This is a genomic window from Corynebacterium testudinoris, assembly GCF_001021045.1.
Taxonomy (GTDB): Bacteria; Actinomycetota; Actinomycetes; order Mycobacteriales; family Mycobacteriaceae; genus Corynebacterium; species Corynebacterium testudinoris.
The window spans coordinates 1,088,688-1,113,512 of the sequence record NZ_CP011545.1 but is presented as its reverse complement, the minus strand read 5'-3'; the positions used below and the strand labels follow the sequence as shown (position 1 = coordinate 1,113,512).

24 protein-coding genes are annotated in these 24,825 nt (G+C 63.6%); 3 read left to right on the top strand and 21 right to left on the bottom strand.

Features of this window, described 5'->3' with window-relative positions:
- Positions 1–2: 2 nt before the first annotated feature.
- On the top strand, positions 3–2,474 hold the full coding sequence (locus CTEST_RS05400) for a bifunctional lysylphosphatidylglycerol flippase/synthetase MprF (protein ID WP_047252881.1): 2,472 nt from the start codon (positions 3–5) through the stop codon (positions 2,472–2,474).
- Here CTEST_RS05400 and CTEST_RS05395 read toward each other — a convergent pair.
- From CTEST_RS05395 to CTEST_RS05370, 6 genes are read right to left on the bottom strand one after another with little or no spacing between them, the layout of a single operon-like run.
- Positions 2,471–3,583, bottom strand: coding sequence for a cysteine desulfurase family protein (locus CTEST_RS05395; protein WP_047252880.1), 1,113 nt, complete (start codon positions 3,581–3,583; stop codon positions 2,471–2,473). The genes CTEST_RS05400 and CTEST_RS05395 overlap by 4 nt on opposite strands.
- Positions 3,580–4,509: an electron transfer flavoprotein subunit alpha/FixB family protein gene (locus CTEST_RS05390; RefSeq protein WP_047252879.1), complete on the bottom strand. Its 930-nt coding sequence runs from the start codon at positions 4,507–4,509 to the stop codon at positions 3,580–3,582. Before CTEST_RS05390 ends, CTEST_RS05395 begins: the two co-directional genes overlap by 4 nt.
- 30 nt (positions 4,510–4,539) lie before the next feature.
- A complete protein-coding gene (locus CTEST_RS05385) occupies positions 4,540–5,322 on the bottom strand; it encodes an electron transfer flavoprotein subunit beta/FixA family protein (RefSeq protein ID WP_047252878.1) in 783 nt (260 codons plus the stop codon).
- A gap of 42 nt (positions 5,323–5,364) precedes the next feature.
- Positions 5,365–6,507 (bottom strand): THUMP-like domain-containing protein, encoded by a 1,143-nt coding sequence (locus CTEST_RS05380; protein WP_047252877.1) that lies wholly within the window; start codon positions 6,505–6,507, stop codon positions 5,365–5,367.
- A 1-nt stretch (position 6,508) separates the two neighbouring features.
- Positions 6,509–7,297: an NUDIX hydrolase gene (locus CTEST_RS05375; RefSeq protein ID WP_047252876.1), complete on the bottom strand. Its 789-nt coding sequence runs from the start codon at positions 7,295–7,297 to the stop codon at positions 6,509–6,511.
- Between the two features lie 2 nt (positions 7,298–7,299).
- Positions 7,300–8,121: an ABC transporter ATP-binding protein gene (locus tag CTEST_RS05370; RefSeq protein ID WP_236686150.1), complete on the bottom strand. Its 822-nt coding sequence runs from the start codon at positions 8,119–8,121 to the stop codon at positions 7,300–7,302.
- 99 nt (positions 8,122–8,220) lie between these two features.
- Here CTEST_RS05370 and CTEST_RS05365 point away from each other — a divergent pair, with 99 nt between their 5' ends.
- Both CTEST_RS05365 and glgB read left to right on the top strand, forming a co-directional pair.
- Entirely contained in the window at positions 8,221–10,242 is a 2,022-nt protein-coding gene (locus CTEST_RS05365; protein ID WP_047252875.1) for a maltotransferase domain-containing protein, read from the top strand.
- Positions 10,243–10,318: 76 nt separating this feature from the next.
- Positions 10,319–12,523, top strand: a complete 2,205-nt coding sequence (glgB, locus tag CTEST_RS05360) for a 1,4-alpha-glucan branching protein GlgB (RefSeq protein ID WP_047252874.1) — start codon at positions 10,319–10,321, stop codon at positions 12,521–12,523.
- 22 nt (positions 12,524–12,545) lie between these two features.
- Here glgB and CTEST_RS05355 read toward each other — a convergent pair whose 3' ends face one another.
- The 15 genes from CTEST_RS05355 to CTEST_RS05290 form a co-directional block, all read right to left on the bottom strand.
- Positions 12,546–13,007 carry a PTS sugar transporter subunit IIA gene (locus tag CTEST_RS05355; RefSeq protein ID WP_052844307.1) on the bottom strand — a complete coding sequence of 154 codons (462 nt, stop codon included), beginning with the start codon at positions 13,005–13,007 and terminating at the stop codon, positions 12,546–12,548.
- A gap of 67 nt (positions 13,008–13,074) precedes the next feature.
- Positions 13,075–13,917: a PRD domain-containing protein gene (locus CTEST_RS05350; RefSeq protein ID WP_047252872.1), complete on the bottom strand. Its 843-nt coding sequence runs from the start codon at positions 13,915–13,917 to the stop codon at positions 13,075–13,077.
- Positions 13,918–13,919: 2 nt separating this feature from the next.
- Complete coding sequence (locus CTEST_RS05345) at positions 13,920–14,348, bottom strand: PTS sugar transporter subunit IIA (protein WP_047252871.1); 429 nt, start codon at positions 14,346–14,348, stop codon at positions 13,920–13,922.
- 10 nt (positions 14,349–14,358) lie between these two features.
- Complete coding sequence (locus CTEST_RS05340; protein ID WP_236686149.1) at positions 14,359–15,927, bottom strand: PTS transporter subunit EIIC; 1,569 nt, start codon at positions 15,925–15,927, stop codon at positions 14,359–14,361.
- Positions 15,928–16,030: 103 nt separating this feature from the next.
- Positions 16,031–16,909 (bottom strand): tetratricopeptide repeat protein, encoded by an 879-nt coding sequence (locus tag CTEST_RS05335; protein WP_047252870.1) that lies wholly within the window; start codon positions 16,907–16,909, stop codon positions 16,031–16,033.
- Complete coding sequence (locus CTEST_RS05330) at positions 16,910–17,221, bottom strand: thiamine-binding protein (protein WP_047252869.1); 312 nt, start codon at positions 17,219–17,221, stop codon at positions 16,910–16,912.
- Positions 17,222–17,239: 18 nt separating this feature from the next.
- Positions 17,240–17,506 carry a hypothetical protein gene (locus CTEST_RS13840; RefSeq protein WP_083985446.1) on the bottom strand — a complete coding sequence of 89 codons (267 nt, stop codon included), beginning with the start codon at positions 17,504–17,506 and terminating at the stop codon, positions 17,240–17,242.
- Complete coding sequence (gene nucS / locus CTEST_RS05325) at positions 17,506–18,198, bottom strand: endonuclease NucS (protein ID WP_047252868.1); 693 nt, start codon at positions 18,196–18,198, stop codon at positions 17,506–17,508. The genes CTEST_RS13840 and nucS overlap by 1 nt, the downstream gene beginning before the upstream one ends.
- A 21-nt stretch (positions 18,199–18,219) precedes the next feature.
- Positions 18,220–18,684 (bottom strand): DUF2550 domain-containing protein, encoded by a 465-nt coding sequence (locus CTEST_RS05320; RefSeq protein ID WP_047252867.1) that lies wholly within the window; start codon positions 18,682–18,684, stop codon positions 18,220–18,222.
- A gap of 145 nt (positions 18,685–18,829) precedes the next feature.
- Positions 18,830–19,201, bottom strand: a complete 372-nt coding sequence (locus CTEST_RS05315; protein ID WP_047252866.1) for a F0F1 ATP synthase subunit epsilon — start codon at positions 19,199–19,201, stop codon at positions 18,830–18,832.
- Between the two features lie 12 nt (positions 19,202–19,213).
- Positions 19,214–20,659 carry a F0F1 ATP synthase subunit beta gene (atpD, locus tag CTEST_RS05310; protein WP_047252865.1) on the bottom strand — a complete coding sequence of 482 codons (1,446 nt, stop codon included), beginning with the start codon at positions 20,657–20,659 and terminating at the stop codon, positions 19,214–19,216.
- A 3-nt stretch (positions 20,660–20,662) separates the two neighbouring features.
- Positions 20,663–21,640 carry a F0F1 ATP synthase subunit gamma gene (locus CTEST_RS05305; RefSeq protein WP_047252864.1) on the bottom strand — a complete coding sequence of 326 codons (978 nt, stop codon included), beginning with the start codon at positions 21,638–21,640 and terminating at the stop codon, positions 20,663–20,665.
- A 56-nt stretch (positions 21,641–21,696) separates the two neighbouring features.
- On the bottom strand, positions 21,697–23,340 hold the full coding sequence (gene atpA, locus CTEST_RS05300) for a F0F1 ATP synthase subunit alpha (RefSeq protein ID WP_047252863.1): 1,644 nt from the start codon (positions 23,338–23,340) through the stop codon (positions 21,697–21,699).
- A 59-nt stretch (positions 23,341–23,399) separates the two neighbouring features.
- Positions 23,400–24,218, bottom strand: a complete 819-nt coding sequence (locus CTEST_RS05295) for a F0F1 ATP synthase subunit delta (protein WP_047252862.1) — start codon at positions 24,216–24,218, stop codon at positions 23,400–23,402.
- A gap of 5 nt (positions 24,219–24,223) precedes the next feature.
- Positions 24,224–24,796: a F0F1 ATP synthase subunit B gene (locus CTEST_RS05290; protein WP_047252861.1), complete on the bottom strand. Its 573-nt coding sequence runs from the start codon at positions 24,794–24,796 to the stop codon at positions 24,224–24,226.
- Positions 24,797–24,825: the final 29 nt, after the last annotated feature.

Below are 24,825 nucleotides of genomic sequence, written 5' to 3'. Positions count from 1 at the left end.
GTATGAAAGAAAAACTGCAGTATGCCCTCCGTCAGGTCGGAAAGACCTTTCGCTTCGCCCCCCTGAGCCTTCTGTTGCTGGCCGTGTTGTGGATCCTCCGGGAGATGGTCGGCCCCAACACCGATGATCTCCTGGCCACCTTGGGCATCAGCCGACCTCTCTACCTTCTGGATACGCACCTGCTGACGGCAGGATTGACGGCGTCGACACGCGGCGGGGCACTGCTGGCCACCTTGGGCATCCTCGCCTTCGCCCTGCCCGCCGAGCGGGTCCTGGGTACCCGGCGTTTCGCGCTCGTGGCGTTGGCGTCCTACGCCATCGCCACCCCCCTGGGCGTCGTCCTTGCCGCCCCGATCGATAGCACCGGCCTCAACCACTGGGGTACCGAGCTGCTGCAAGATACGTTCCTCTCCCCCTCCCCGTGGATCTTCGGCACCCTGGCCGTCGCCTCGGGCGCTATGCCGCTGCTGTGGCGCCGCCGCACCCGGCTCATCCTGGTCACCCTCGCCACCACCTTGCTGCTCTTCACCGGGACGCTGTCCGATGTCGTCGCCTGGATCGCCACCATCGGCGGCATTCTCGCCGGGCGGCTATGGTTCCAAGGCCGCACCCGCCCCTCCATGTCTGTCTCCCTGCGTGAGGGCCGCATCCTCGTCACCGTCATCGTCATCGCCGCCTCGCTCGGCCCCGTCCTCGCCGGGCTCAACCCCCGGGCGGAGGGTCCGTTCGCAGCAGTGACATCCTTCATCTGGCAGCCGGACATCTCCGAGGACCAGGCCTACTTCCTCTGCGCGTTGGACAGCAGCAGCCGCGAATGCACCGATGCCATCCTCATGCTCCAGCAATCCGGCTTCGGTTCCCTGCTGGCCAACCTCATGCCCCTGATCCTGCAGGTCGTCATCGCGCTTGGCCTCATGCGCGGACGACGCCTCGCTTGGTGGCTGTCCATCGCCGCCCAGCTGGTCACCATGTTCGCCGTCCTCAACCAGCTCTACCTGCTCAGCGACGCGCCCGACGGAGCCCTGCTCATTATCAACCTGCTCCTCATCGTGGCACCGTGGCTGCTGGTCACTCTCCTGCTCATCCTCACCCGTCGACTGTTCGCCGTGCGTATCGACGTCTCGCGTCTCGCCCGCGGTGCAGGCCTCGTCGTCGGCACCTGGGTGCTCACTGCCGCGGCCTGGCTCATCGGTGCCATGGTGCTGCGTGGCGGCTTCCACACGACCGCGACCTGGGCGCTCGCGTTCGAGGAATTGCCCAACCGCTTCCTCCCGCCGGCGCTGGGGCAGCTCTACACCTACTATCTCATCCCCACCACCTCGGCCACGTGGGCGCTGTACAGCTGGGTCGGGGTCGTATTCTGGCTGGTCACCGCCTACGCGCTCTACCGATTGCTCATGAGCGTACCCAACCGCTCAACCGCCGCTGACCAGGCCCGCGCGCAGCAGATCCTCGAGTCCGGCACCGGCGACCACCTGTCCTGGATGACCCTGTGGGACAACAACCAATACTGGTTCGCCGAGGACGGCTATGTCGCCTACCGGGTGCACAACGGCATCGCGGTGACCGTCGGCGGCCCCATCGTCGGAGCCGAGGGCAACCGGGACGAGGTCGCGGACCAATTCGAAACCTTCGCCACCTCCCAAGGTTGGCAGCCCGCCTGGTACTCCGTGTCGGCCGATTTCGCCGAGGAGCGCTCCTCCCGCGGATTCCAACAGGTGCACGTGGCCGAGGAATCAATCCTGTCCACCGCCGACACCGAGTTCAAGGGCAAGAAATTCCAGAACATCCGCACCGCCCGAAACCGCGCGCCCAAAGAGGGCATCTCCACCGTCTGGACAACGTGGGAGGACGCGGGCCCGGAACTGCGCGAGAAGATCATCGAGCTGTCCGAGCAGTGGGTATCAGAAAAATCCCTGCCCGAGATGGGCTTCACGCTCGGTGCAGTCCCCGAGCTGGGAATCGACGGGACCAAGATGTTGCTCGCCGTGGGCGAGGACGGCACCCTCCACGGCATTACCAGCTGGCTGCCCGTCTACGAGAAGGGCCACGTGGTCGGCTACACCCTCGATGTGATGCGCCGCAATGCCGAGGGCTTCCGGCCCGTCATCGAATACCTGCTGGCCGAGGCCCTGCTCATTGCCGCGGCGGAAGGGCTCCAGTGGATCTCGCTCTCCGGCGCCCCGCTGGCAACCTCCGAGGTGGCCGAGTCCCGCGGGCTTCTCGACGTCACCTTGGACAAAGTCGGCGAGACCATGGAGCCGCTCTACGGCTTCCGCTCCCTGGCCGCCTCAAAATACAAGTTCCACCCCGAGCACCACTCGTGGTTCTTGTGCTACCGCGATGAACTCTCGCTGCCGGCCATCGGCCTGGCGGTGTCCAGCTGCTATCTGCCCCAGCTCAAGGCCAAGGACGCGATGGAGGCCATCCGGGTGTGGGCGGCCTCCCAGCGCGAAGAGGAAACGGCGAGCTAGCCGGCCATCCCGGCGAGGCGGGCGCGGGACACCACGTCCGCGATGACGGCGAGCACGGCGTCAACAGTCTCATCGGTCGTCTCGCGCCCGAGGGTAAAGCGCACGGCGCCACGGGCCACATAGTCGCTGACCCCGGCTGCCAGCAAGACATCGCTGGCGCGGTTGACGCCGCTGGAGCAGGCCGATCCAGTGGAGGCCTCGATCCCCGCCTGGTCGAGCAGCATGATGAGACTATCGCCCTCCGCCCCGGGAAACGATAGGTGCAGGTGCCCGGGAAGGGCGGGCTCCGCGGTGTGAACGATGACGTCGGGGACGAGCTCGCAGATCCCGGAGCGCAGGCGATCGCGGAGCCCTGACAGGCGCAGGATCTCGGCATCCATCTCGCCCACGGCCTCCTCCAACGCTGCGGCGATGGCGGCGGCGGAAGCGACATCGAGGGTGCCGGGACGAATGCCCCGCTCCTGTCCGCCGCCGTGGAGAACCGGCAGCGGGGCCGGCGAGCGACGAGTGAGCAGCAGGCCCGCACCGCGTGGACCGCCGAACTTGTGGGCACTGGCCGCCAAGGTGGTGGCACCGAGAGCGTGGAAATCGATGGGCAGGCGCCCGGCGACCTGGACGGCATCCACATGAACCGGGGTCTCCCCCGCCGCCTCGACGATCGAGGCGACCGGCTGGATCGCGCCCGTTTCGTTGTTGGCCCACATGCAGGCGACCAGGGCGGCCGGGGTGTCCAACAGCGAGAGGTCATGGACGTGTCCGCCGGCATCCACCGGCAGCAGGTCCACGGTGGCACCCGTAGCCCGGACGGTGGCCAAGACCGCCGGATGCTCAATCGGGGTGGTGATGATGCGATCCAGCGGGCTCGCCGCGTACAACCCGGTGACGGCGAGGTTGTCGGCCTCCGTGCCCGAGGCGGTGAAGATGACCTCGATCGGATCGGCCCCGAGCAGCTCGGCGATGCGCTCGCGGGCCGTGTCCAACACGCTGCGCGCCTGCCGACCCGAACCATATTGGCTACCCGGATTCAGTGCCTGGGCATGGGTGACCCAGGCATCGATGGCCACCTGGCGCATTGGCATGGTGGCGGCGTGGTCGAGAAAGTGCGTCATGAGCGGCGGGCGGCGATCTCCGCGACGAGGGCGGGAACGATCTCATTGACATCGCCGACGATGCCCAGGTCCGCGATCTGGAAAATCGGGGCATCCTCATCGTTGTTGATGACCACGATCTTGCGGGCGGTCTGCATGCCCGAGGTGTGCTGAATCGCGCCCGAGATACCCAGGCCGATGTAGAGATCCGGGGACACGGTGACGCCAGTCTGGCCGATTTGGTAGGCACCGTCGTAGTACTCCAAATCGACGGCATCGCGCGTCGCGCCGACGGCGCCGCCGAGGGCATCGGCCAGCTTCTCCACGAGGTCGGTGAAGCCCTCGGCCGATCCCACGCCGCGGCCACCAGCAATGACGATTTTCGCCTGGGCGAGCTCGGGACGGTCGCCCCGCTCCGCCGGGGTGAAGGAGGTGACCACCGCATCCTTGGCGGTGGCAGCGGGCAGCTGCAGCAAAGACACCGTGCCAGCCGCCGGGATCGGGGCGGGCTCGACCGCGCCGGGACGCAGGGTGTAGATGGGGCTCGCACCGCCAACGGCCGCAGAGACCTGCACGGAATCGCCGAACACGGACTGCGCGGCGGTGCGATCGGCGTTGATCCCGACGACGTCGCAAAGCACGCCGGAGGCGAGGCGGGCGGCGAGACGACCGGCGATCTCATTGCCAGTCGGACCAGCGGCGATGACAATGGGGCCGGGGTTGCCGGCGGCCAACATGGACAGGGCATCGACCTGCGGGAGGATAAGCCGGGTGTCGGCGTCGGGCGCGGTCGCCACGACGACGGTGGTGGCGCCCAACTCAGCGAGCTCCGGTGCGGCGGCCTGATCGGTGGTAACGGCGGTGACCTCGCCGAGCACCCGCGCGGCCGTGATCAGCTCAGCGGTGACGGGAGAGTTCGGCTCGACCAGGACATAAACAGTAGACATGGTGATGTGGCTCCTTAGAGTGGTCGAGGATTAGAGGAACTTCTCGGCGACGAGATACTCAGCGATCTGAGCGGCAGTGTCGTCTCCACGGATAACCTCGCCCGCAGTGCGCGCCGGTCGGGTCGTGGCAGCGGTGACCGCGGTGGAGGAATGCGCCAGGCCCACCTGCTCCGGGGCGACACCGATGGCCGCGAGGTCGAGCACGGTGATCTCGTGCTTCTTCGCTGCCATGAGGCCCTTGAAGTTGGGGAAGCGCGGCTTGGCGGCCTTATCTGTCACGGAGAGGATGACCGGCAGCGGCGCCGACAGCTCGTAGTGGCCCTCCGCGGACTCCCGCACGGCCGTCACGGTCGAACCATCAAGGGTTGCCGAGCGGACGTTGGTCAACGCGGGGACCTGGCGGTATTCCGCCAAAATGCCCGGGAGAGCGCCCATCGCACCATCGGAGGAGGAATTTCCGGCGACAATAATCGCCACATCGTCGATGGTGTTGAGGGCGTTGGTGATAATCCACGTGGTGCCCATGACATCGGAACCGGCGATGGCCTCATCGCGGACATGCACGGCGTCATCGGCCCCCATGGCCAGCGCCTTGCGCAACGCCTCATCAGCGCCATCCGGGCCGACAGTGAGGGCGACGACGCGGTAGCCTTCCTGAGCATCGCGCAACTGCAGCGCCAGCTCCATGGCGTATTCATTGATCTCATCAATAACAGAGTCAACGTTGACACGGTCGAGGGTGTTGTCACCTTCCAGGGTCTTGAGCGACCAGGTATCGGGCACGTGCTTAACCAGCGCGACGATGGTGGGCATCGGGTTGTGTCACCTTTCTATCAAGGGGTTTAGAGGTGCATCCTACGCCTGTCGAGCATGGCAGATCAGAGCCACTCCCTGCCGACCGATCCGCGTGCACACCACCGCCATCGGCTGCGAGCCCGTGAGTTTGAGCTTCTTGCGCAAGACATCCGGGTCGACATTGACGCCGCGGACGAGGATTTCCACGCTTCCCGCATCATGTGCCTGCAGCGCGGCTTTGAGCTTTTTCAACGCAACGACCTCCACGATCTGGAAACCGCTTCTACCAGCCGGAATGCGATCGCCGGTGAGGTAGGCGATGCGCTCATCGAGCATCCACAGCCCCTCCCGGTGGGCATAATGCCGCACGAGCCCGGCGCGCACCACGGCCCCGTCCGGGTCGATGAGGTACTTGCCTGGGGCGCCGGCTGTGACATCATCCGGCTCGAGATCGGTGATCCGATCGACCTCTCCGTGGTGAATAATTACCGCCTCGCGCGTCTCCGCACCGGCCAATCCCGGGGTGTAGAGGCACGCCTCCTTCACCCCGCCATCGACGCTGGCGATGCTGACCAACCCTTCCCACCCGGAGTAGTCGAGCCCCGGCGCGCATTTGATGGCCATCTCCGTGCTGTGCCACGCGGCCTGCAGATCCGGCAGCGGGGGCAGCATCTGATCGGGGTGGGTGATCCGCTTGCCTCCTGCCCGTCGCGCCGGGTCCGCCACGACCACGTCCGGGGCGCTGATTGGCCGCAGCGCATCGGCCTGCGCGAGCCACGCGCCGAGAAGGTTGTGCTGCGCCATGCGCAGTCGCACGGGGTCGAGGTCGCTTCCCAGGTACCGCAATCCGTTCGTGCTTATCGACGCCCCCTCTGTCCCCACCGAGCACGTCACGTCATGCACCAGCGCCCCCGGCCCGAGGGCCCGGGCCAGGCGCTGGGCCCGAAGCCGGGCCACCGGCTCGGGGGTGGCCTGCTGGGCGGCATCCAGATCAGTCAGCCACGTGGAAGGAAACTTGCCGACGCCCGCCCTCCGCGCCCGCGCCAATTCCGCCACGGCCCGGCCGTGGTCACCGAAACGAGCACGCAAAGCCGTCGCGTCGTTGAGCGTCGACTTCGCAGTGAGCTGAAGGGATTGCGTGGCGTCGATAATCTCTGCCTGATGGGCAGCGAGAAACGCCACCTCCGCGCGGGTAAAAGACATGTTAAATGCGTTCGATTCGGCTGGTGTGGAAGTAGTCATGGAAACGGGGATCCTCGACCGGATCACCCACGATCGGGGTCATATCGACAGCCTCGGCGGCGGCGAGGGCTGCGGCTGTCGAATCGAAACGGACGAGGAAGCGCATCTGCGCCCACGTCGGCAGGGCCAGGCGGACCAACCCGCACTCCCACCCCTCCAGCAACAGCCGCGGGGTGAACCAACCAGCATCATCCGCCTCAGAGGTGTCCCCATCCGGCTCCTGCCCGGCGGGGGCGACAGCGAGAAAAGACACCGTGTCGAACCAATGATGGTCCCGCCAGCCCCCGACCCAACGAGCCCACGGGACAAGCAGATCCGAGCGGACACGAAAGTCCCGCTCGGTCAACACCTCGGTGAGTGACTTGCGGTGCGAGGTCAGCGAGAGCCGGTCCTCATGATGAGGAGTATCAATGGGACGACCGTCGCCATGGACCGCCAGGAGCAACCCCGTCTCCTCAAACAGCTCCCTCACCGCCGCAAAGACCATGGCGTGGGCTTGTTCATTGCTCATGCCAATGCGAGCAGCCATCTCCTCGACCGATGGCCCCGTCCACAGGGCCGCGTGATCCCACTCGCCGATGGGGAAATCCCGCTTGTCCACTCCCCCACCCGGAAACACCGTCATACCGGGGTAATTGAGCATGGTAGAAACCCGCTCCTGCGCCCACACCTGAAGGCCCTCGGCGGAATCGCGCACGAGAATGACCGTCGTGGCCATCCGAGCCTCATTAAATCCAGTGGGGGCAACCACGCCTACCTCCGATGGGCGAAGTAGCGATCCCCAATGCGGGAGACCTCAATCGGCTGATGGAAGGCACGCGACAAGTTCTCGCTGGTCATCACCGCATCGATGAGGCCCTGCGCGACGACCTTGCCATCATCGAGGAGCATCGCGTGGGTAAACCCATAGGGGATTTCCTCCACATGATGGGTAATCATGACGATCGCCGGGGCATCCGCATCCATCGCCAGCTCCCCCAAGTAACCGACCAAGTCCTCGCGGCCACCCAAGTCCATGCCCGCCCCCGGCTCATCGAGAATGAGCAACTCCGGATTAATCATGAGGGCCCGGGCCACCAGGACTCGCTTGCGCTCGCCCTCCGACAACGTCCCCCACGTGCGATCGCTGAGATGCAGCGCCCCCACCTGATCGAGGATTTCCTTCGCCTGCTCGAAGTCAACCTCTTCGTATTCCTCCCGCCACCGACCGAGCACCGCATATCCGGCAGACACAACCAAGTCCCCCACCTTTTCCTCCGGCGGGATGCGATTGCCCAAGGCCGAGGAGGACACGCCAATCATGGACCGCAAGTCACGCATATCGGTACGTCCCAGGCGCTCCGCCATGACATACGCCACGCCGGACGAAGGAAACTCCTCCGCCGCCGCCATGCGAATCAACGTGGTCTTACCCGCACCATTCGGGCCGATGATGACCCACCGCTCGTCCAATTCCACTTGCCACGTGATAGGTCCGACGAGGGTGCGCCCCCCACGCCGGAACGTCACCTCACGAAAGTCGACCAGCAGGTCCTCGTTGATCTCATCCACAATCTTTTCCACGTTGTCGTTCACGCCCCCATTGTGTCCGATTCTCCGCCTCGCCGGTGAAAATGACACAGCTGGACTAGGCTCGGTGTAGAGCAAAAACCCAACTTCGGAAGGTGAAACCTTATGACCGGTCGACTCGGAATTGATGATGTCCGCCCGCAGATTTCCGGCCGCCTGTATCCCGCCAAGGCAGTGGTCGGCGAGGTAGTGCCCGTATCCGCGCTGGTGTGGCGCGAAGGCCACGATGCCATTGCCGCCGCTGTCAACGTCACCTTCCCTGACGGCTCGCGCACCGTGGCTTTGCAAATGCACCCGGAGAAATACAACCCGGACCGAGTCCACGCTCTCTTCGTCCCGCATGAGCCGGGAACCTGGACCTTCCGCGTCGATGCCTGGTCGGATGTTTTCGCCACCTGGCGCAATGCCGTGACGAAGAAGCGCGCCGCCGGACAGGGCGCGGAAGAACTGGCCAATGATATTGCTCACGGAGTTGAAAGCTTCGAGCGGGCCGCCGAGAACGCCCCGGCGCCGGCCGATGCGACCCTGCGCGCCGTTGCCGCCACTCTCGCCGACGACACCCTGGACATCGATGAGCGCCTCGGCGCCGCCCTCACCGACGAGGTCTCCGAGATCCTTGTGCAGTACCCCTTGCGCGACCTCCTCGTGCACGGCCCCATCTGCGAGGTCACGGTTGATCGCCGCGATGCCCTGGTCAACTCCTGGTACGAGCTCTTCCCCCGCTCCACCGGTGGTTGGGACGAGGCGGGCAACCCCGTGCACGGCACTTTCGCCACCACCGCAGACGCGCTAGACCGGGTAGCCGCCATGGGCTTTGACACCGTCTACCTGCCGCCGATCCACCCCATCGGAGAAATCAACCGCAAGGGCCGCAACAACTCCTTAACACCTGACTCCCACGATGTCGGCTCCCCCTGGGCCATTGGTTCCGCCGAGGGCGGCCACGACGCCGTTCACCCGGAGCTCGGAACCGTGGAAGATTTCGTGGCGTTGCTCGATCGCGCCGAGGAACTGGACCTGGAAATCGCCATCGACTTGGCTCTCCAAGCCGCGCCTGATCACCCCTGGGCGAAGGACCACCGCGACTTCTTCACCGAGCTGGCTGATGGCACCATCGCCTACGCCGAGAACCCGCCGAAGAAGTACCAGGACATCTACCCCCTCAACTTCGACAACAACCCGCAGGCTATCTACGACGAGATCTACCGCGTGGTCAAGTACTGGGCTGATTTGGGCGTGCGGACCTTCCGCGTGGACAACCCCCACACCAAGCCCGCCAACTTCTGGGAATGGCTCATCTCTAAGATCCATGAGACCGATCCCGACGTCATCTTCCTCGCCGAGGCCTTCACCCGCCCCGCACGCCTCTACGGGTTGGCCAAGCTCGGGTTCTCCCAGTCCTACACCTACTTCACGTGGAAGACGGATAAGAAGGATCTCACCGAATTCGCCTCCGAAATCCGCGATTCGGCTGATATTTCCCGCCCGAACCTCTTCGTCAATACCCCGGATATCCTCCACGAGTCGCTGCAGACCGGTGGCCGGGGGATGTTCGCCATCCGGGCCACCCTGGCGGCCACCATGTCCCCGCTGTGGGGCGTGTACTCCGGCTACGAGCTCTACGAGCACGAGGCCGTGGCTCATGGGTCCGAGGAATACCTGGATTCTGAAAAGTACGAGCTGCGGCCGCGCGACTTCGCCGCCGCCGTGGCTTCAGGCGATTCGCTCGAGCCGTACATCACCCTGCTCAACAGCATTCGGCGTGAGAACCCCGCCCTGCAGCAATTGCGCAACCTCACCTTCCACGAGGTCGATAACGACCAGCTCATCGCCTACTCCAAGGTCGACTCCGTCACCGGAAGCCAGGTGTTGGTGGTGGTCAACCTGGACCCGCGCAATGCCCAGGAAGGCACCGTCACCATCGATTACGCGGCCCTGGGTCTGCCCGAGGGGTCGTCCTTCCCGGTGCACGATGCCATTTCGGGCGCTGACTGGACGTGGGGTGCACGCAACTTTGTCCGACTCGTCCCCTCCCAGGACGTCGCCCACATTCTCGTGCTCCCGGAGGTCCCGGCAGAGCTACGGGATCAATTGTCGTGGAGAAACATCACTGACTACCGGGCCTAAACCTCTTCACCGGGGTCATCAACTCCGGTAGCGTCAACATTTAAGTTCCCTTCCTTCCACCCCAGAGGATTTCACCATGCACGACGCCTTCGACGGCATCGACCAGAACCTGCTTATCCCAGACCACGATCTGGAACGGTTGCGTCATTGCCAACACCATGCCCCGCATGATTTCTATGGTTGGCACGCTACATCGGGAGGGGCGGTCATCCGCACCCGACAGCTCGGCGCGACCTCGGTGGAGGTCCTGGTCAACGGTGAAATCTACGAGGCAACCCCGATCGGCGACGACATCTGGGTGCTGGGCCTCAACGATCCCAATCCGCAGGACTATCGCCTCCGCATCACCTGGCCCGATGCTCCGCCGGTGCTCACCGCCGACGCCTATGCCTTCCTTCCCACGCTGGGCAACTTGGATATTCACCTCATCGCGGAGGGCCGCCACGAGCGCCTCTGGGATGTCCTTGGCGCCAACGTCCACACCTACGAAACCAACTTGGGCACCGTCCATGGCACCGCGTTCGCGGTGTGGGCCCCCAACGCTTTAGGTGTCGCGGTCGTCGGCGACTTCTGCGGGTGGAATGCCTCGCAGTACCCCATGCGCTCGCTTGGTTCGAGCGGCGTCTGGGAAATCTTCATCCCCGGCATCGGGGCCGGCGAGACATACAAGTTCGCCATCCAGACCCAGCAGGGCAATCGTCGTGACAAAGCCGACCCGATGGCTAAGGCCACCCAGGCACCGCCGGAGACCACCTCCGTGGTGGTGGATTCCCGCTACGACTGGAATGACGGCGACTGGCTGCGCGCCCGCTCGGAGAGCAATCCCGACCAGGAACCAATGTCCATCTACGAGGTGCACTTGGGTTCCTGGAAGATCGGCAAGGGCTACAAGGAGCTAGCCACTGAGCTTGTGGATTACGTCGCCGATCAGGGTTACACCCACGTGGAATTCATGCCCGTCGCCGAGCACCCCTTCGGCGGGTCCTGGGGCTACCAAGTGTCGGGCTACTTCGCTCCTACCGCCCGGTGGGGCAGCCCGGATGAGCTGCGCGCCCTCATTGAGGCCTTCCACCAGCGTGGCATCGGTGTCATCGTGGACTGGGTTCCCGCGCACTTCCCCAAGGACGACTGGGCGTTGGCGCGATTCGACGGCCCCGCTTTGTACGAGCACCCCGACTGGCGCCGCGGCGAGCAGAAGGACTGGGGCACTTACGTCTTCGACTTCGGCCGCAACGAGGTCCGTAACTTCCTCGTCGCCAATGCCCTCTACTGGATCGAGGAGTTCCACATTGATGGTCTGCGGGTCGACGCCGTCGCGTCGATGCTCTATCTGGACTACTCCCGCGAAGACGGCGAGTGGGAGCCGAACCAGTTCGGCGGCCGCGAGAACCTAGAGGCGGTGCAGTTCCTCCAGGAGATGAACGCCACCGTCCACCGCGCCCATCCCGGCGTGCTCACCATCGCCGAGGAATCGACCTCCTGGCCGGGGGTCACCGCACCGACCGAGCACGGTGGCTTGGGATTCAGCCTCAAGTGGAACATGGGCTGGATGAATGACACCCTCGAGTACTTCAAGCTCGATCCGGTTCACCGCGAGTACCACCACAACGAGATCACGTTCTCGATGATCTACCAGTACTCCGAGAAGTACGTTCTCCCCTTCTCTCACGACGAGGTCGTCCACGGCAAGGGGTCCCTGTGGGGCCGTATGCCCGGTGATGATTGGAACAAGGCTGCGGGCCTGCGCACCCTCTTTGGGTACATGTTCTCCCACCCGGGCAAGAAGCTCATGTTTATGGGCCAGGAGTTCGGTCAGACCGGCGAGTGGAACGAGGCGTACTCCATCGACTGGTCAAACCTGGAAGGCTGGGGCCACGAGTTCCACGTCGGCATTCAGCAGTTGGTCAAGGATATTCACTGGACTTACCGCGCTATCCCCGCGCTTCACTCCCTCGACTCCAGCCCGGAGGGTTTCCAGTGGATCAAGGGCGACGCCGCAGCCCAGAACCTCCTGGCCTTCGTCCGCTGGGGCACTGATGGCTCCGGCGTCCTGTCCGTGATCAACCTCTCTGGTTCCTCACACCCCAAGTTCACCCTGGGCAGCCCCCGTGGTGGGCGCTGGGAGCTGGTGCTCAACAGCGACGACGCTAAGTACGCCGGCGCGGGCAACAACCTCCCGCACACCGTCAGCACGAACGGTTCCGGGTGGGATGGTTTCGAGGATTCCCTGACCCTCGACATCCCGGCTAACTCCGTCCAGTGGTACCGCTGGGTCGGATAACCGGGACGGATAGCCTCCGGCGCTACTTCAGTTCAAGGACTGGGTCGCCGAAGGAAGCATCAAGGTGGAGCTCGCCGGGCTCCACCTTTTTTGCGTTCGTGACCACGACGACGGTGATCATCGAGGGTACTTTGGCCTCCAGGTCGGCGAGGTTGTTCAACCGCACCACGGGGGCGCCTGCCTCGACCTTGTCGCCGCGCACGGCAATTGCTTCAAAACCCTCGCCGTCAAGCTTTCCGGTGTCGATCCCGACGTGGACCAGGACCTCCACCCCGGAATCTGTGCGCACGGTGAAGGCATGAGCTGTGCGGAACATCATGATGATCTCGCCCTCGACCGGAGAGACGACGGACTCTCCGGAGGTCTTCACGCCGAATCCGTAGCCCACGGTGCCCTGCGCGAAGGTCGGGTCCGGGACCTCGGACAACGGGATAATCTGACCGCTTACAGGGGCGATGAGCTGGGTTTTCTTGTGTCCGAACAACGTGGGTCTCCTCTGAAGACGGGAATAGATACCTCCATCATAGACCCTATTCGGGGGTAAGATCTGATCACTGACTTCGGGTGGTCAGCCTGCCGATATGAAGAGCCAAATAGGCGGTCTCGTTCTTGCTCAAACCACGCTTGAGTTCTCCCTCCAGATAGCCTCCGATGATCTCCGCTATTGCCCACGACCGGGCAAGCGAATCCCGGATGGCGGCGACGACCTCACTTTGACCCTCGTCATACGTGCTGGCCTTGTCAATCCGGGAGAACAGGTAGCGGATGTGGGTGATGAAACGCGCAGTTGCGCGTTCATTCTTCGACAGCTCGATGCCGGACTCGCGGCTGACGATGGACAGGATCTCATCGATCATCGTCGTCATCGCGACGGCGAGCGGGATCCGCGAGCTGGTGAACTGGGTGCTCACCGCGTGGAGTGCGAAGGCCGCCGCCTCCACCGGCGGCAATGTCACCCCCAGCTCCGCCATGGTCATCCGGCAGACGTGTCGGCCAAAGTCCAACTCCTGGGGGTAGAGCTGGGCGATGTCGGCCTCGAGGGGGAAGTCGATCTGCTCCCCGGTGCGGCTTCGTTTAACGGCGGCGTGGAGGTGGTCCGCGATGGGCAGCAGCAGGGCCTGCGGGTTGGCCATCCCCAATCTATCTTCGGCAGCGGTGACGACATGGCGCGCCAGGGTGAGGATGTCGGCGGGGAGGGCGCTGAGGGCGTCGGCAATGGAAGCAGCGCGCTGTTGGGTCTCCAACACGTAGGTCATTTCGACTCGGGCAGGGTCAAGCTGCTCGCCCTTGGACACCCCGAATCCCACTCCCCGGCCGAGAATGACGAGGCTCCTACCAGCGTCATCGGTGGCCTGGACAACGTTGTTGTTGTAGCGCCGCTGCAGCCACAGCATGACTAACTCGATTCCACCTTGGCCGCAGTGAGGGGAAGGTCTGTGCTCACGACGATGGTCACCAGCGACGGAACCTTTTCGGCCAAGGCCACCAGGTCGGTCAACTGCACCACGGGTGTGCCTGCCTTGACCTGATCGCCCTGGGCAGCGAGGGCATGAAAGCCCTCCCCCTTCAAAGAGACCGTATCGACGCCGATGTGGACAAGCACCTCCTCACCCTTCGGGGTGCGCACGGCAAAGGCATGGGCAGTGGGAAAGAGCACGATGATCTCGCCGTCGACTGGCGAACGCACGATGTCGCCCGCGGTTTCCACCGCGAATCCCTCTCCGAGCATTCCCTGCGCGAATACCGGGTCCGGGACCTCGGACAAGGGGATGATGGTGCCCTCGACGGGCGCTACCACCTGGGAGGCCTTCTTAAATCCAAACATCTTTGTGCTCCTAATCGTCGAGGTTCATGAGGTCAGCAATGGCGTTTTTGTACAAGACTGCCTTCGCACCGTAGACGGCCTGAATCCCGCCGGATACCTCAAGCACGTCGACGGCCCCGAGGGCTCTCAACGCATCTCGGTCCACGGCCGCGGAGTTCTTCACCGACACCCGGAGGCGGGTGATGCAGGCATCGAGGTCTTCGATGTTGTCTTCCCCGCCCAAGGCCGCGAGGATGTTCGTGGCCTCGGAATAGAGGGCATCTTTTTTCGTGCTCTTGGCGGTTGGGCCTTCGTCATCGGTGGTGGCAGCAGGAGCCTCCGTGTCCGCCAGATGGCCGGGGGTGGGCACCATGAAGCGGGTGATGTACCAGCGGAAGACTACGTAGTAGAGGCAGAACCAGATGATTCCTACGGGGATGACGTACATCCAGTGGGTCTTAGCCTCACCCTGGAAAACGCCGAAGAGCAAGAAGTCGATGAGGCCGCCGGAGAAGGTATTGCCGATGCGGATGTTCAGCAGGTCTGCCACGAGGAAGCTCAAGCCGTCGAAGAAGGCGTGGATAACGTAGAGCAGCGGGGCCACGAAGAGGAACATGAATTCCAGCGGCTCAGTGATGCCGGTGATGAACGAGGTCAGGGCGACGCCGAGGAACAGGCCCAGGTAGCGGGCGCGGCGATCTTTGGGCACGCAGTGGTACATGGCCAGCGCGGCGCCTGGCAGGCCGAACATCATGGTGGCAAAACGCCCGGCGAAGTAGCGGGTGCCTTCCGTGTACAAGCCCTGGTGAGTCGGGTCGGCCAATTGGGCGAAGAAGATCTTCTGCGCGCCGACGACCGTCTCCCCGGCGACCTGCTCGACTCCGCCGAGCTCGGTGTACCAGAACATGGGATAGATCGTGTGGTGGAGGCCAACTGCGCCGGAGAGGCGGAGGAGGAAACCGTAGAAGAAGGTTCCGAAGGCGCCCAAGGAGGCCATTCCGTCGCCAGCGCTGATGAGCAGTTGCTGGAACGGCGGCCAGATGAGGTAGAACGCCGCTCCGATGAGGACGGCGGCTCCGGCGGTGACGATGGGCACGAACCGGGAGCCGCCAAAGAATCCGAGTACCGCCGGCAGTTGGATATTGTGATAGCGATTGTGCAGGTAGACGGTGATCGAGCCGATGACTAGGGCGCCAATGATGCCGGTATCGATCGCCTGCCCGTCGGGATTGAACACTTTTAGCAGTGAGGCGGTCGTGCCCGTCATGACGAGGTAGCCGACGACGCCAGCCAGCGCCGCCGTGCCCTTGTCGCGCCGTGCCAAGCCGATACACAGACCGACGGCCAGCAGTAGCGCCAAGTTAGCGAAAATCACGCTGCCCGCGTCCGACATCACGGTGAAGATGCCTTGCGCGACAGCGTTGTCCAGGACGGGGTAGGCCTCGACCGTCGTGGGGTTTGATAGGGCTCCGCCGATGCCAAGGAGCAGGCCCGCGGCCGGGAGGATAGCGATGGGAAGCATGAAGGCCTTGCCGACCTTCTGCATTGTCTTAAACACCTTGCCCTTGGGGGTGGGCCTCGTCGGGGTGTTGGTGGACATGATGAGCTCCGATCTCCATAGTGGGAGTTCGCAAGCCAAATGGCCGGGGGTGATGCCTCAGTGAGTAACATTCCCCCGCCGGGAGTAATCGATGCTTATCTTACTAGAAAAGCGCGCTCGCCATCTTCGTTCGGGCGGCGGTGACGCGCGGATCGGCGGCGTCGAAAAGCGCCAACAGCTCGATGAGGCGAGCCCGCACTCGATCCTTCTCCGGGGTATGCAACAACCCGATGAGGCGGTCGAAGGCCCGCTCGGGCGCACCTGCCACGATTTCTGCGTCAGCCGCAGCAAACTGCTTATCGACGTCCCCGGGCTCAGCCTCAGCGGCTGCCATCGGGTCGTCGTCGGGGTTCATCCGCTTGAGCAACAGGGTGGTGTTTCGCGCCTGCTGGATGTCCTTGTTTTCCGGCTCCTCGGCGAGGATCTCCTCGTAGACGGCGATTGCGGCATCGAAGTCACCGGCGTTGAGCGCTTCCATTGCACCGTCCAACCGCGGATCTTCCTCGGCGGGCTGTTCTTCGGCTCCCGCGGCATCAAGCCCCTGCAACTGGGGAGCAACTTCATTGACCAGGCCGGTAAGCCATTGGTCCAGGACCTCGCGGGGCTGGGCACCTTCGAACTGGGTGAGGGGACGCCCGCCGGCCAACGCGATGACCGTGGGCAGCGCCTGCACCCCGAAGGCCTGCGCTACCTCTGGGTGGGTATCCGCATCCGCGTAACCCACGATGAAGCGCAGGTTTCCGGCCGCGGCCAACGCCTGCAGATCAGCCTTTAGTTGCTCAGACTCGGGACTCCGCGAGGAACCCGCCATGACGATGACCGGCACCTGGAGCGAGCGACGCACGACTTCGGCTTCGAAATTTTCCGGAGTGACCTCGATGAAGGAGGCGATGGCTCCAGCAGGCTGCTGACGAGCTTCCGCTTGAGCCTTGACATCCGCCAAGTCGATGGCGCCGGACACGTAACGATGGGGGGTGGTCATCTACTTCTCTTCCTGGGACAAACGCGACTCCACGGCCGCGACCTTCTGGTGCAACTGGTCTTGGTGGCCCGGGCGGATATCCGCCTTGAGCACCAAGGACACGCGCGGAGAGACAGCGAGGACGGCATCAGTGGCGCGTTTGACCACGTCCATGACCTCATCCCACTCCCCCTCCACGAGGGTGAACATGGCATTGGTTTCGTTGGGCAACCCCGACTCACGCACGACTCGCACGGCCGCCGAGACGGCATCGGCCATCTCAGCATCAGCCGTCGCCGTCACTGCGGGGGCAACCGAGAAGGCGATGATCATGGGGACAAGGCTACCCTCTTATCTGCGGTCCCAGCACCCTCGGTGCCAATGGCGGCGGTCCTCGGCTCCCCGGCCCACGTCCTTCGGCCACGCGACGATATGGGCCGTGCCCGGAGGAATGTTCTGATTGCAGCCAGGGCAGATATAGAACTTGATGGCGGCAGACGCACTCATGTGCCGCATGAGATACAGCTCGCCGTGTGGGCCTTCGACGGTTTGCGTGCCAAAGACATCCGTCGGCAAAGGGCGCAGTTCGGGCCGCACAGACCGATTACGACGAGGCATTAGAACAACCGCAGCTCGTTGCTTTCCGTGCCACGCAGGGAGTGATAATCGAGCGTGACGCAGCGGATGCCGCGATCTTCCGCGAGCAAACGGGCCTGGGGCTTGATCTCCTGCGCGGCGAACACTCCGGTCACGGGCTTGAGCAGCTCATCTCGATTGAGCAGCTCAAGATAGCGGGTGAGCTGTTCCACGCCGTCGATACCGCCGCGCCGTTTAATCTCCACCGCAATGGTCGCCCCGCGAGGATCCCGAGCCAAAATGTCGACCGGGCCGATAGCCGTGGGAAACTCGCGGCGGACCAGCTCATAGCCGTCGCCTAGGGTCGTGATGTGTTCGGCCAGCAACTCTTGCAGGTGGGCCTCGACGCCATCTTTGACCAGACCGGGATCAACGCCCAGGTCGACGGACGTATCGTGCTGAATGCTCTCGATGGTGATGCGCAACTGCTCACCCTTGGGGTTTTCCACGATCCACAAGAGTTCCCCGGTATCGTCGCCATCGGCATCGGTGATGGGCTGCTCGACCAGGGTGCACGGAGGTGTCATCCAGTTGAGGGGCTTGTAGGCGCGATCGTCCGCGTGAATGGAGACTGACCCGTCAGCCTTGATCATCAGCAGGCGATCCGCCTTCGGCAGATGGGCCTCAAGGCGGCCAACGTAATCAACAGAGCAACGAGCAATGACTAGACGCATGCGTTACAGGGTAGCTGGAACCTAGCGACCGTTCTGGTGCCGGGTGATGCGATTGCGGAGCTTGTTAAAATCAGTGCGCTCTTGACGGATATTCGGGGCCGACTCCATCCAGGCGGTCAGCGCCATGAGACCCCGGGAATCCACCACAATTTCATAGAGCTGTCCGTCATTGGAGATGGTGGTCACTTTCAGACTGGGGTCCATGAACGAGGCCTCCCGGTCCGTCAGCGGGCGACTATCCAGGAACTCCAACTGCTGTCGATTGAGCACCAGGTCCGCCCCAGGTGACAGGGAGCGGAGCTTGTAATAGTGCAATTCTTCCCCGTTATAGCGCACCCGGCCGTGCCGCCAACCGTGCGTACCGGAGGCAGGAAGCCGTCGAATAATCACCGACGTGCCCTGAGAACGCAGCGTCAGAAACCGCCAGAGCGCAAGCAACATCGCCACGGCAGCGATCACAACCAGGACCCAGGCGACAATCTCCACAGACGTTCCCCTCTCATGCTGTATAGGCCAGAATTCTAGTCCCACACTAGGGATATCCCCAACACGGTGGGAGCAGACAAGCACAAGCACCGCTGACCCGAGTCGGGACAGCGGTGCTTGTGAGAGGAAGAGGCGGTGCCTAGTGTCAGGCTTCGGCCTTCCGGCGGACGGCCTTGAGGCCGGCCTCAGCGCGAGCACGAACATTCTCGTCCTCAGCCTGGAGCTCGGCCTCGGCGGCAGAGGAATCAACCTCGTCAGCCCAGACCGCGTAATCCGCGAGGATAGTAACCTTCTCCGCAGACACGGAAAGGAAACCACCCTGAACGGCGGCGACGAGCTTGTCACCGTCGATCGGACGGATGGTCACGACGCCATTTTCGACCAGCTGGCCGAGCATGGGCTCGTGTCCGGACAGCACGCCGATCTCACCCTCGGTGGTCTGCGCGGTGACGATGCTGGCCTGTCCAGACCAGAGCATGCGCTCCACGGAGACCAGTTCCACGGTGATGTCAGCCATGTGCGTCTCCTCTTACTTCTCGGTGAGCTTCTTGTAAGCGGCCTCGACGTCGTCCAGGCCACCGAGGCCGTTGAAGGCCTGCTCGGGGTAGTGATCGAAGTCGCCGTCGCAGATGCGCTCGAAGGCTTCAATCGTGTGCTCCAGCGGGACGTAGGAGCCCGGGATGCCGGTGAACTTCTCCGCAACGAAGAAGTTCTGGCCCAGGAAGCGCTCCAGACGACGTGCACGCTGCACGGTGATCTTGTCCTCTTCAGACAGCTCGTCCATACCAAGGATGGCGATGATGTCCTGGAGTTCCTTGTTCTTCTGCAGGATGCCGATGACGCGCTGAGCGACAGCGTAGTGGCGCTCGCCGACGATCGACGGCTCGAGGATACGAGACGTCGAGGACAGCGGGTTCACGGCCGGGTAGATGCCCTTGGAAGCGATGCTTCGGTCGAGCTCGGTCGTGGCGTCAAGGTGCGCGAAGGTGGTGGCCGGAGCCGGGTCGGTGTAGTCGTCAGCAGGGACGTAGACGGCCTGCAGCGAGGTGATCGACTTACCCTTCGTGGAGGTAATGCGCTCCTGAAGAACACCCATCTCATCAGCCAGGGTGGGCTGGTAACCCACGGCGGAAGGCATACGACCCAGCAGGGTCGAGACCTCAGAGCCGGCCTGGGTGAAACGGAAGATGTTATCGATGAACAGCAGGACGTCCTGGTGCTGAACATCGCGGAAGTACTCCGCCATGGTCAGTCCGGACAGAGCCACGCGCATACGGACTCCCGGCGGCTCATCCATCTGGCCGAACACGAGAGCGGTGTCCTGAAGAACACCCATCTCTTCCATTTCGAGGTGAAGGTCGGTGCCCTCACGGGTGCGCTCGCCGACGCCGGCGAACACGGAGGTACCGGAGAACTCGCGGGCGATACGGGTAATCATCTCCTGGATGAGGACCGTCTTGCCCACACCGGCGCCGCCGAACAGGCCAATCTTGCCGCCCTTGACGTACGGGGTCAGCAGGTCAATGACCTTGATGCCGGTCTCGAGGATTTCGGTCTTGCCTTCGAGCTGGTCGAAGGGCGGGGGCTCGCGGTGGATGCCCCACTGCTCGCCATCGCGGCCGAGGCCCGGAACGTCAAGGCAGTCACCGAGGGCGTTGAACACGTGGCCCTTGACAACGTCACCGACGGGAACGGAGATCGGCTTGCCGGAGTCCACGACCTGGGCGCCGCGAACGAGGCCGTCGGTCGGTGCCATGGAAACGGCGCGGACGAGGTTATCACCGAGGTGCTGGGCAACCTCAAGGGTGATGGTCTTGGCGACTGCTTCGAGGGTGACCTCGACAGTCAGTGCGTTGTAGAGGGCCGGCAACTCGCCGCGCGGGAATTCCACGTCGACGACCGGACCAATGACACGCACGACACGGCCGGCGGTAGACGCCTGCGGTGCGTTCTGCTCTGCGAGAGCTGTAGTCATTTTCTAGTCACTTTCTCCGCTATCGGACAGCGCGCCAGCGCCACCGACGATCTCTGTGATTTCCTGGGTGATCTGTGCCTGACGGGCCTGGTTAGCCACGCGGGACAGGTCTTTGACCAGCTCCGTGGCGTTATCAGTTGCAGACTTCATCGCGTTTCGACGCGAGGCGGACTCCGAGGCCGAAGACTCGAGGAACTTCGCGTACAGGCTGCGCGACACGTACTTCGGAAGCAGCTCGGACAGCAAGGTGTCCGCGTCGGGCTCGAAGTCGTAATCGGGGCTGATGGATCCCTCGGGGGAACCCTGCATGCTCTCGCCCAGGTTGAGGTCCTCATCCTGGATGACCGGCTCAACCGGCAGCAGCTGGAGGACACGCGGAGTCTGCGTCAGCATGGACTCGAACTCCGTGTACACCACGTGCAGCTGGTCAAAGCCACGGACAGGGGCACCGTCGGTGTGAACACCGTCGCGGTACTTGGCCTCCCCGTTGGAGCTGGCGACGAAGCCGTCAATGAGGTGACGACGCACATCGTGGGTCAGGTCCCACTGCGGGTCCTGGGAGAACCCGGTCCACGAGCCAGCGACTGGCTTTTCGCGGAACTTGTAGTATCCAACGCCCTTACCACCGGTGACGTAGCGCACGACTTCGTAACCAGCTTCTTCGAGCATCTTCTCGAGCTCGGCGGCCTTCTTGAGCACGTTGTGGTTGTAGCCACCACACATGCCGCGGTCCGAGGTGATGACGAGCACGGCGGCAACCTTGCCGTCCTCACGCTCGCGCAGCATCGGGTGATCGAGGGAACTCGCGGCCGCGAGACGCTCCATGACGCTGTTGAGCTCATGGGCGTACGGCAGGGATGCCTCGACCCGGGCCTGCGCCTTGGTGATGCGCGAGGTCGCGATCAGCTCCTGAGCCTTGGTGATCTTCTTGGTCGAGTTCACGGACCGGATTCGGTCACGCAATTCGCGAAGATTAGCCATGGTTCACACTCCTCCCTTCGTTGTTAATGACGGTTATCGAATGGGGCATGAATGCCCTACTTCTTAGCCGTCTTGCGAGAGACGTTGAGCTGAGTCTTGCCGACCTGATCGCCGGACAGTGCCTCAACCTCGGGCTCGTTGATAACAACGTGGCCTTCGGTGGTCTGGAAGGTGCGACCGAACGCGTCGTTGGCAGCCAGCAGGGCTTCCTTGGACTCGTTCGACAGCTCCTTGCCGCCGGCAATCTGCTCGTAGACCTCAGGGTTGTTCGCACGAACGTACTCGTGCAGCTCGGCCTCGTAGCGACGGACATCTTCGACGGGAACGACATCGAAGACACCTTCGCCGGCGAGCCAGATCGAGATGATCTGGTACTCAACGGGCTGCGGGGTGTTCTCGGCCTGCTTGAGCAGCTCGACGAGACGCTGGCCACGCTCAAGCTGTGCCTTGGACGCGGAGTCCAGGTCAGAAGCGAAGGTGGCGAAAGCCTCCAGGTCGCGGTAAGCAGCGAGATCCAGACGCAGGGAGCCTGCGACCTTCTTCATGCCCTTGGTCTGAGCGGCGCCACCGACACGGGAGACGGAGACACCGACGTTGATGGCCGGTCGGACACCCTGGTTGAACAGGTCCGACTCCAGGAAGACCTGGCCGTCGGTGATGGAGATGACGTTGGTCGGAATGAAGGCCGACACGTCGTTCGCCTTGGTCTCAATGATCGGCAGGGCGGTGATGGAACCCGCACCCAGCTCGTCGTTGAGCTTTGCGGCGCGCTCCAGCAGACGGGAGTGCAGGTAGAACACGTCGCCCGGGTATGCCTCGCGGCCCGGCGGGCGGCGCAGCAGAAGGGAGATCGCACGGTAGGCCTCGGCCTGCTTGGTCAGATCATCGTAGATGACCAGGACGTGGGCGCCCTGGTACATCCAGTGCTGAGCCAGAGCAGCACCGGTGAACGGTGCGAGCCACTTGAAGCCAGCAGAGTCGGAGGCCGGGGCCGCCACGATGGTGGTGTAGTCGAGGGCACCATTTTCTTCGAGGGTCTTGCGGACCGCTGCGATGGTGGAGCCCTTCTGACCGATAGCGACGTAGATGCAGCGAACCTGCTTCGTCTTGTCGCCGGACTCCCAGTTGGCCTTCTGGTTGAGGATGGTGTCGATGCAGACCGCGGTCTTGCCGGTCTTACGGTCACCAATGATCAGCTGACGCTGACCACGGCCGATCGGGGTCATCGCGTCGATGGCCTTGATACCGGTGGCCAACGGCTCCTCAACGGGCTGGCGCTGCAGCACCGACGGTGCCTGCAGTTCGAGGACTCGCTCCCCTTCCGCCTCGATGGCACCAAGGCCATCGATCGGAACGCCCAACGGGTTAATTACTCGGCCGAGGAACTTCTCTCCGACCGGAATGGACAGGACTTCTCCCGTCCTCTTGACTTCTTCACCCTCCTTGAGGGTTTCGAAGTTACCCAGGACCACGACGCCGACAGAGTCGGTGTCAAGGTTCTGCGCGACGCCGATGACGCCGCCCGGGAACTCAAGCAGCTCATTCGCCATGACCGACGGGAGGCCCGAAACTCGGGCAATACCGTCAGCTGCCGAAATGACCACGCCGACCTCCTCACGGGAGGCCTCCGCGGAGTAGCTCGAGGTGTAGTTCGCAATCGCGCTACGGATCTCATCGGAGGAGATCATCAGCTCCGCCATGTTCTTCCTGCTCTCGGTTGTATCTTCCAGCATTATTTTTGTCGTTATGTAGTCGTGTACTAGACGAGGTTGGCCCGCAGTCGGGCGAGCTTGCCCGCCGTACTGCCGTCAATGATCTCGTCGTCAACGCGGATAGTCATACCACCGAGGAGGCTGGGGTCAACCTCAGAATGGATGGACATCTCACGACCGTAAATTCGTCCCAGCTTGTCGGCTAGTGCCGCCTGCTGGCCGTCGTTCAGCTCTTGAGCAGTGACGACCGAAGCAACCGAACGGCCCTGCAGGGATGCTGCAGCGGACGAGAGGTGTGCGATGTCGTCAATCGGGTTGTGCTCCGGGCGGCCGATGACCTGAAGCGCGAGGGCTTCCGTCACCATCGACACCTTGCCGTAGAGCACGCTCGCGAGCAGACCGCGCTTGCGTTCCGGCCCCGACGTCCGGTCAGAGAGAAGCTGAGTCAGCTCACCCTCACGATCCAGGACGCGGGACAGACGGAAGAGTTCTTCTTCCACCTGGGAAAGCTGGCCCTGGAGCTCGGCGCTGCGGAAAAATGCGCGGCGACCAAGTGACACCAGGCCCGTGCGGAACTCGCGCGGGGTGGACCATGTCTTGGCGGCGGCTTCGACAAGCACCGACAGGGTGCTTTCAGAAACCTTGCCTCCAAACACGGCCCGGATAAGTCCCGTGCGCTGCTCCGGCGTCGTCGATGCCTCGGCGACGGCGACGCGCAGGGCGCGATCGCTGTCGAGGACCCCGACGACGTCGAAAAGCTCGGTTCCGGTCTGGGCGGAAACGGCGATGGCGTTATCCGAACCCTGGACGAGATTGTCCAGGTAGGACTCCACCTGTGCTAGTGCTTCGCGGCTCGCTGCGTGCATGGCGCTCACTTTCCGGCCGGTGCCACAGAGTCGAGCTCAGAGAGGAACGAGTCGATCGTGCCGGAGCGCTTGGTGGCGTCGGAAAGCTCGCCACCGAGCAGACGCTCGGCCAGATTGATCGAATTCTGTCCCATCTCCTGCCGAAGCTCCACCACGACCTGCTCACGCTGGGCCAGTAGCTGCCTCTCACCGGACGCGATGATGCGGTTGCTCTCCTCGGCGGCCTGTGCCTTCATCTCAGCCTCGATCTGCTTGCCCTTCTCGCGGGCCTGCTCACGGATCTCGGCTGCCTCAGCACGTGCCTCGGCGAGCTGCGCGTTGTACTTCTCAAGTGCGGCCTTCGCCTCAGCCTGTGCGGCCTCGGCGCGCTGAATGCCACCCTTGATCCGGTCCTCACGCTCCGTCAGGACCTCCTGGAACTTCGGAAGAACAAACTTGCCGAAGATAATCAGGATGATTACGAGCGGAATGATGGACCAGACGATGTCGTAGGTCTTGGGCAGGAGGATGGAGTTGCCGCCTTCCCAGGGAAGGGTTTCACCCGCCTCTGCCGCAAGGTAATAAATGACGTTCGTCATGAGTCTCCAGTCTTAAAGGGGTGTAGTTA

Excerpts from the sequence above, each read along its gene's own strand:
- CTEST_RS05400 (WP_047252881.1), top strand. The coding sequence starts at position 3 with ATGAAAGAAAAACTGCAGTATGCCCTCCGTCAGGTCGGAAAGACCTTT.
- CTEST_RS05395 (WP_047252880.1), bottom strand. The coding sequence starts at position 3,583 with ATGACGCACTTTCTCGACCACGCCGCCACCATGCCAATGCGCCAGGTG.
- CTEST_RS05390 (WP_047252879.1), bottom strand. The coding sequence starts at position 4,509 with ATGTCTACTGTTTATGTCCTGGTCGAGCCGAACTCTCCCGTCACCGCT.
- CTEST_RS05385 (WP_047252878.1), bottom strand. The coding sequence starts at position 5,322 with ATGCCCACCATCGTCGCGCTGGTTAAGCACGTGCCCGATACCTGGTCG.
- CTEST_RS05380 (WP_047252877.1), bottom strand. The coding sequence starts at position 6,507 with ATGTCTTTTACCCGCGCGGAGGTGGCGTTTCTCGCTGCCCATCAGGCA.
- CTEST_RS05365 (WP_047252875.1), top strand. The coding sequence starts at position 8,221 with ATGACCGGTCGACTCGGAATTGATGATGTCCGCCCGCAGATTTCCGGC.
- glgB (WP_047252874.1), top strand. The coding sequence starts at position 10,319 with ATGCACGACGCCTTCGACGGCATCGACCAGAACCTGCTTATCCCAGAC.
- CTEST_RS05350 (WP_047252872.1), bottom strand. The coding sequence starts at position 13,917 with ATGCTGTGGCTGCAGCGGCGCTACAACAACAACGTTGTCCAGGCCACC.
- CTEST_RS05345 (WP_047252871.1), bottom strand. The coding sequence starts at position 14,348 with ATGTTTGGATTTAAGAAGGCCTCCCAGGTGGTAGCGCCCGTCGAGGGC.
- CTEST_RS05340 (WP_236686149.1), bottom strand. The coding sequence starts at position 15,927 with ATGTCCACCAACACCCCGACGAGGCCCACCCCCAAGGGCAAGGTGTTT.
- CTEST_RS05335 (WP_047252870.1), bottom strand. The coding sequence starts at position 16,909 with ATGACCACCCCCCATCGTTACGTGTCCGGCGCCATCGACTTGGCGGAT.
- CTEST_RS05330 (WP_047252869.1), bottom strand. The coding sequence starts at position 17,221 with ATGATCATCGCCTTCTCGGTTGCCCCCGCAGTGACGGCGACGGCTGAT.
- CTEST_RS13840 (WP_083985446.1), bottom strand. The coding sequence starts at position 17,506 with ATGCCTCGTCGTAATCGGTCTGTGCGGCCCGAACTGCGCCCTTTGCCG.
- nucS (WP_047252868.1), bottom strand. The coding sequence starts at position 18,198 with ATGCGTCTAGTCATTGCTCGTTGCTCTGTTGATTACGTTGGCCGCCTT.
- CTEST_RS05315 (WP_047252866.1), bottom strand. The coding sequence starts at position 19,201 with ATGGCTGACATCACCGTGGAACTGGTCTCCGTGGAGCGCATGCTCTGG.
- atpD (WP_047252865.1), bottom strand. The coding sequence starts at position 20,659 with ATGACTACAGCTCTCGCAGAGCAGAACGCACCGCAGGCGTCTACCGCC.
- CTEST_RS05305 (WP_047252864.1), bottom strand. The coding sequence starts at position 21,640 with ATGGCTAATCTTCGCGAATTGCGTGACCGAATCCGGTCCGTGAACTCG.
- atpA (WP_047252863.1), bottom strand. The coding sequence starts at position 23,340 with ATGGCGGAGCTGATGATCTCCTCCGATGAGATCCGTAGCGCGATTGCG.
- CTEST_RS05295 (WP_047252862.1), bottom strand. The coding sequence starts at position 24,218 with ATGCACGCAGCGAGCCGCGAAGCACTAGCACAGGTGGAGTCCTACCTG.
- CTEST_RS05290 (WP_047252861.1), bottom strand. The coding sequence starts at position 24,796 with ATGACGAACGTCATTTATTACCTTGCGGCAGAGGCGGGTGAAACCCTT.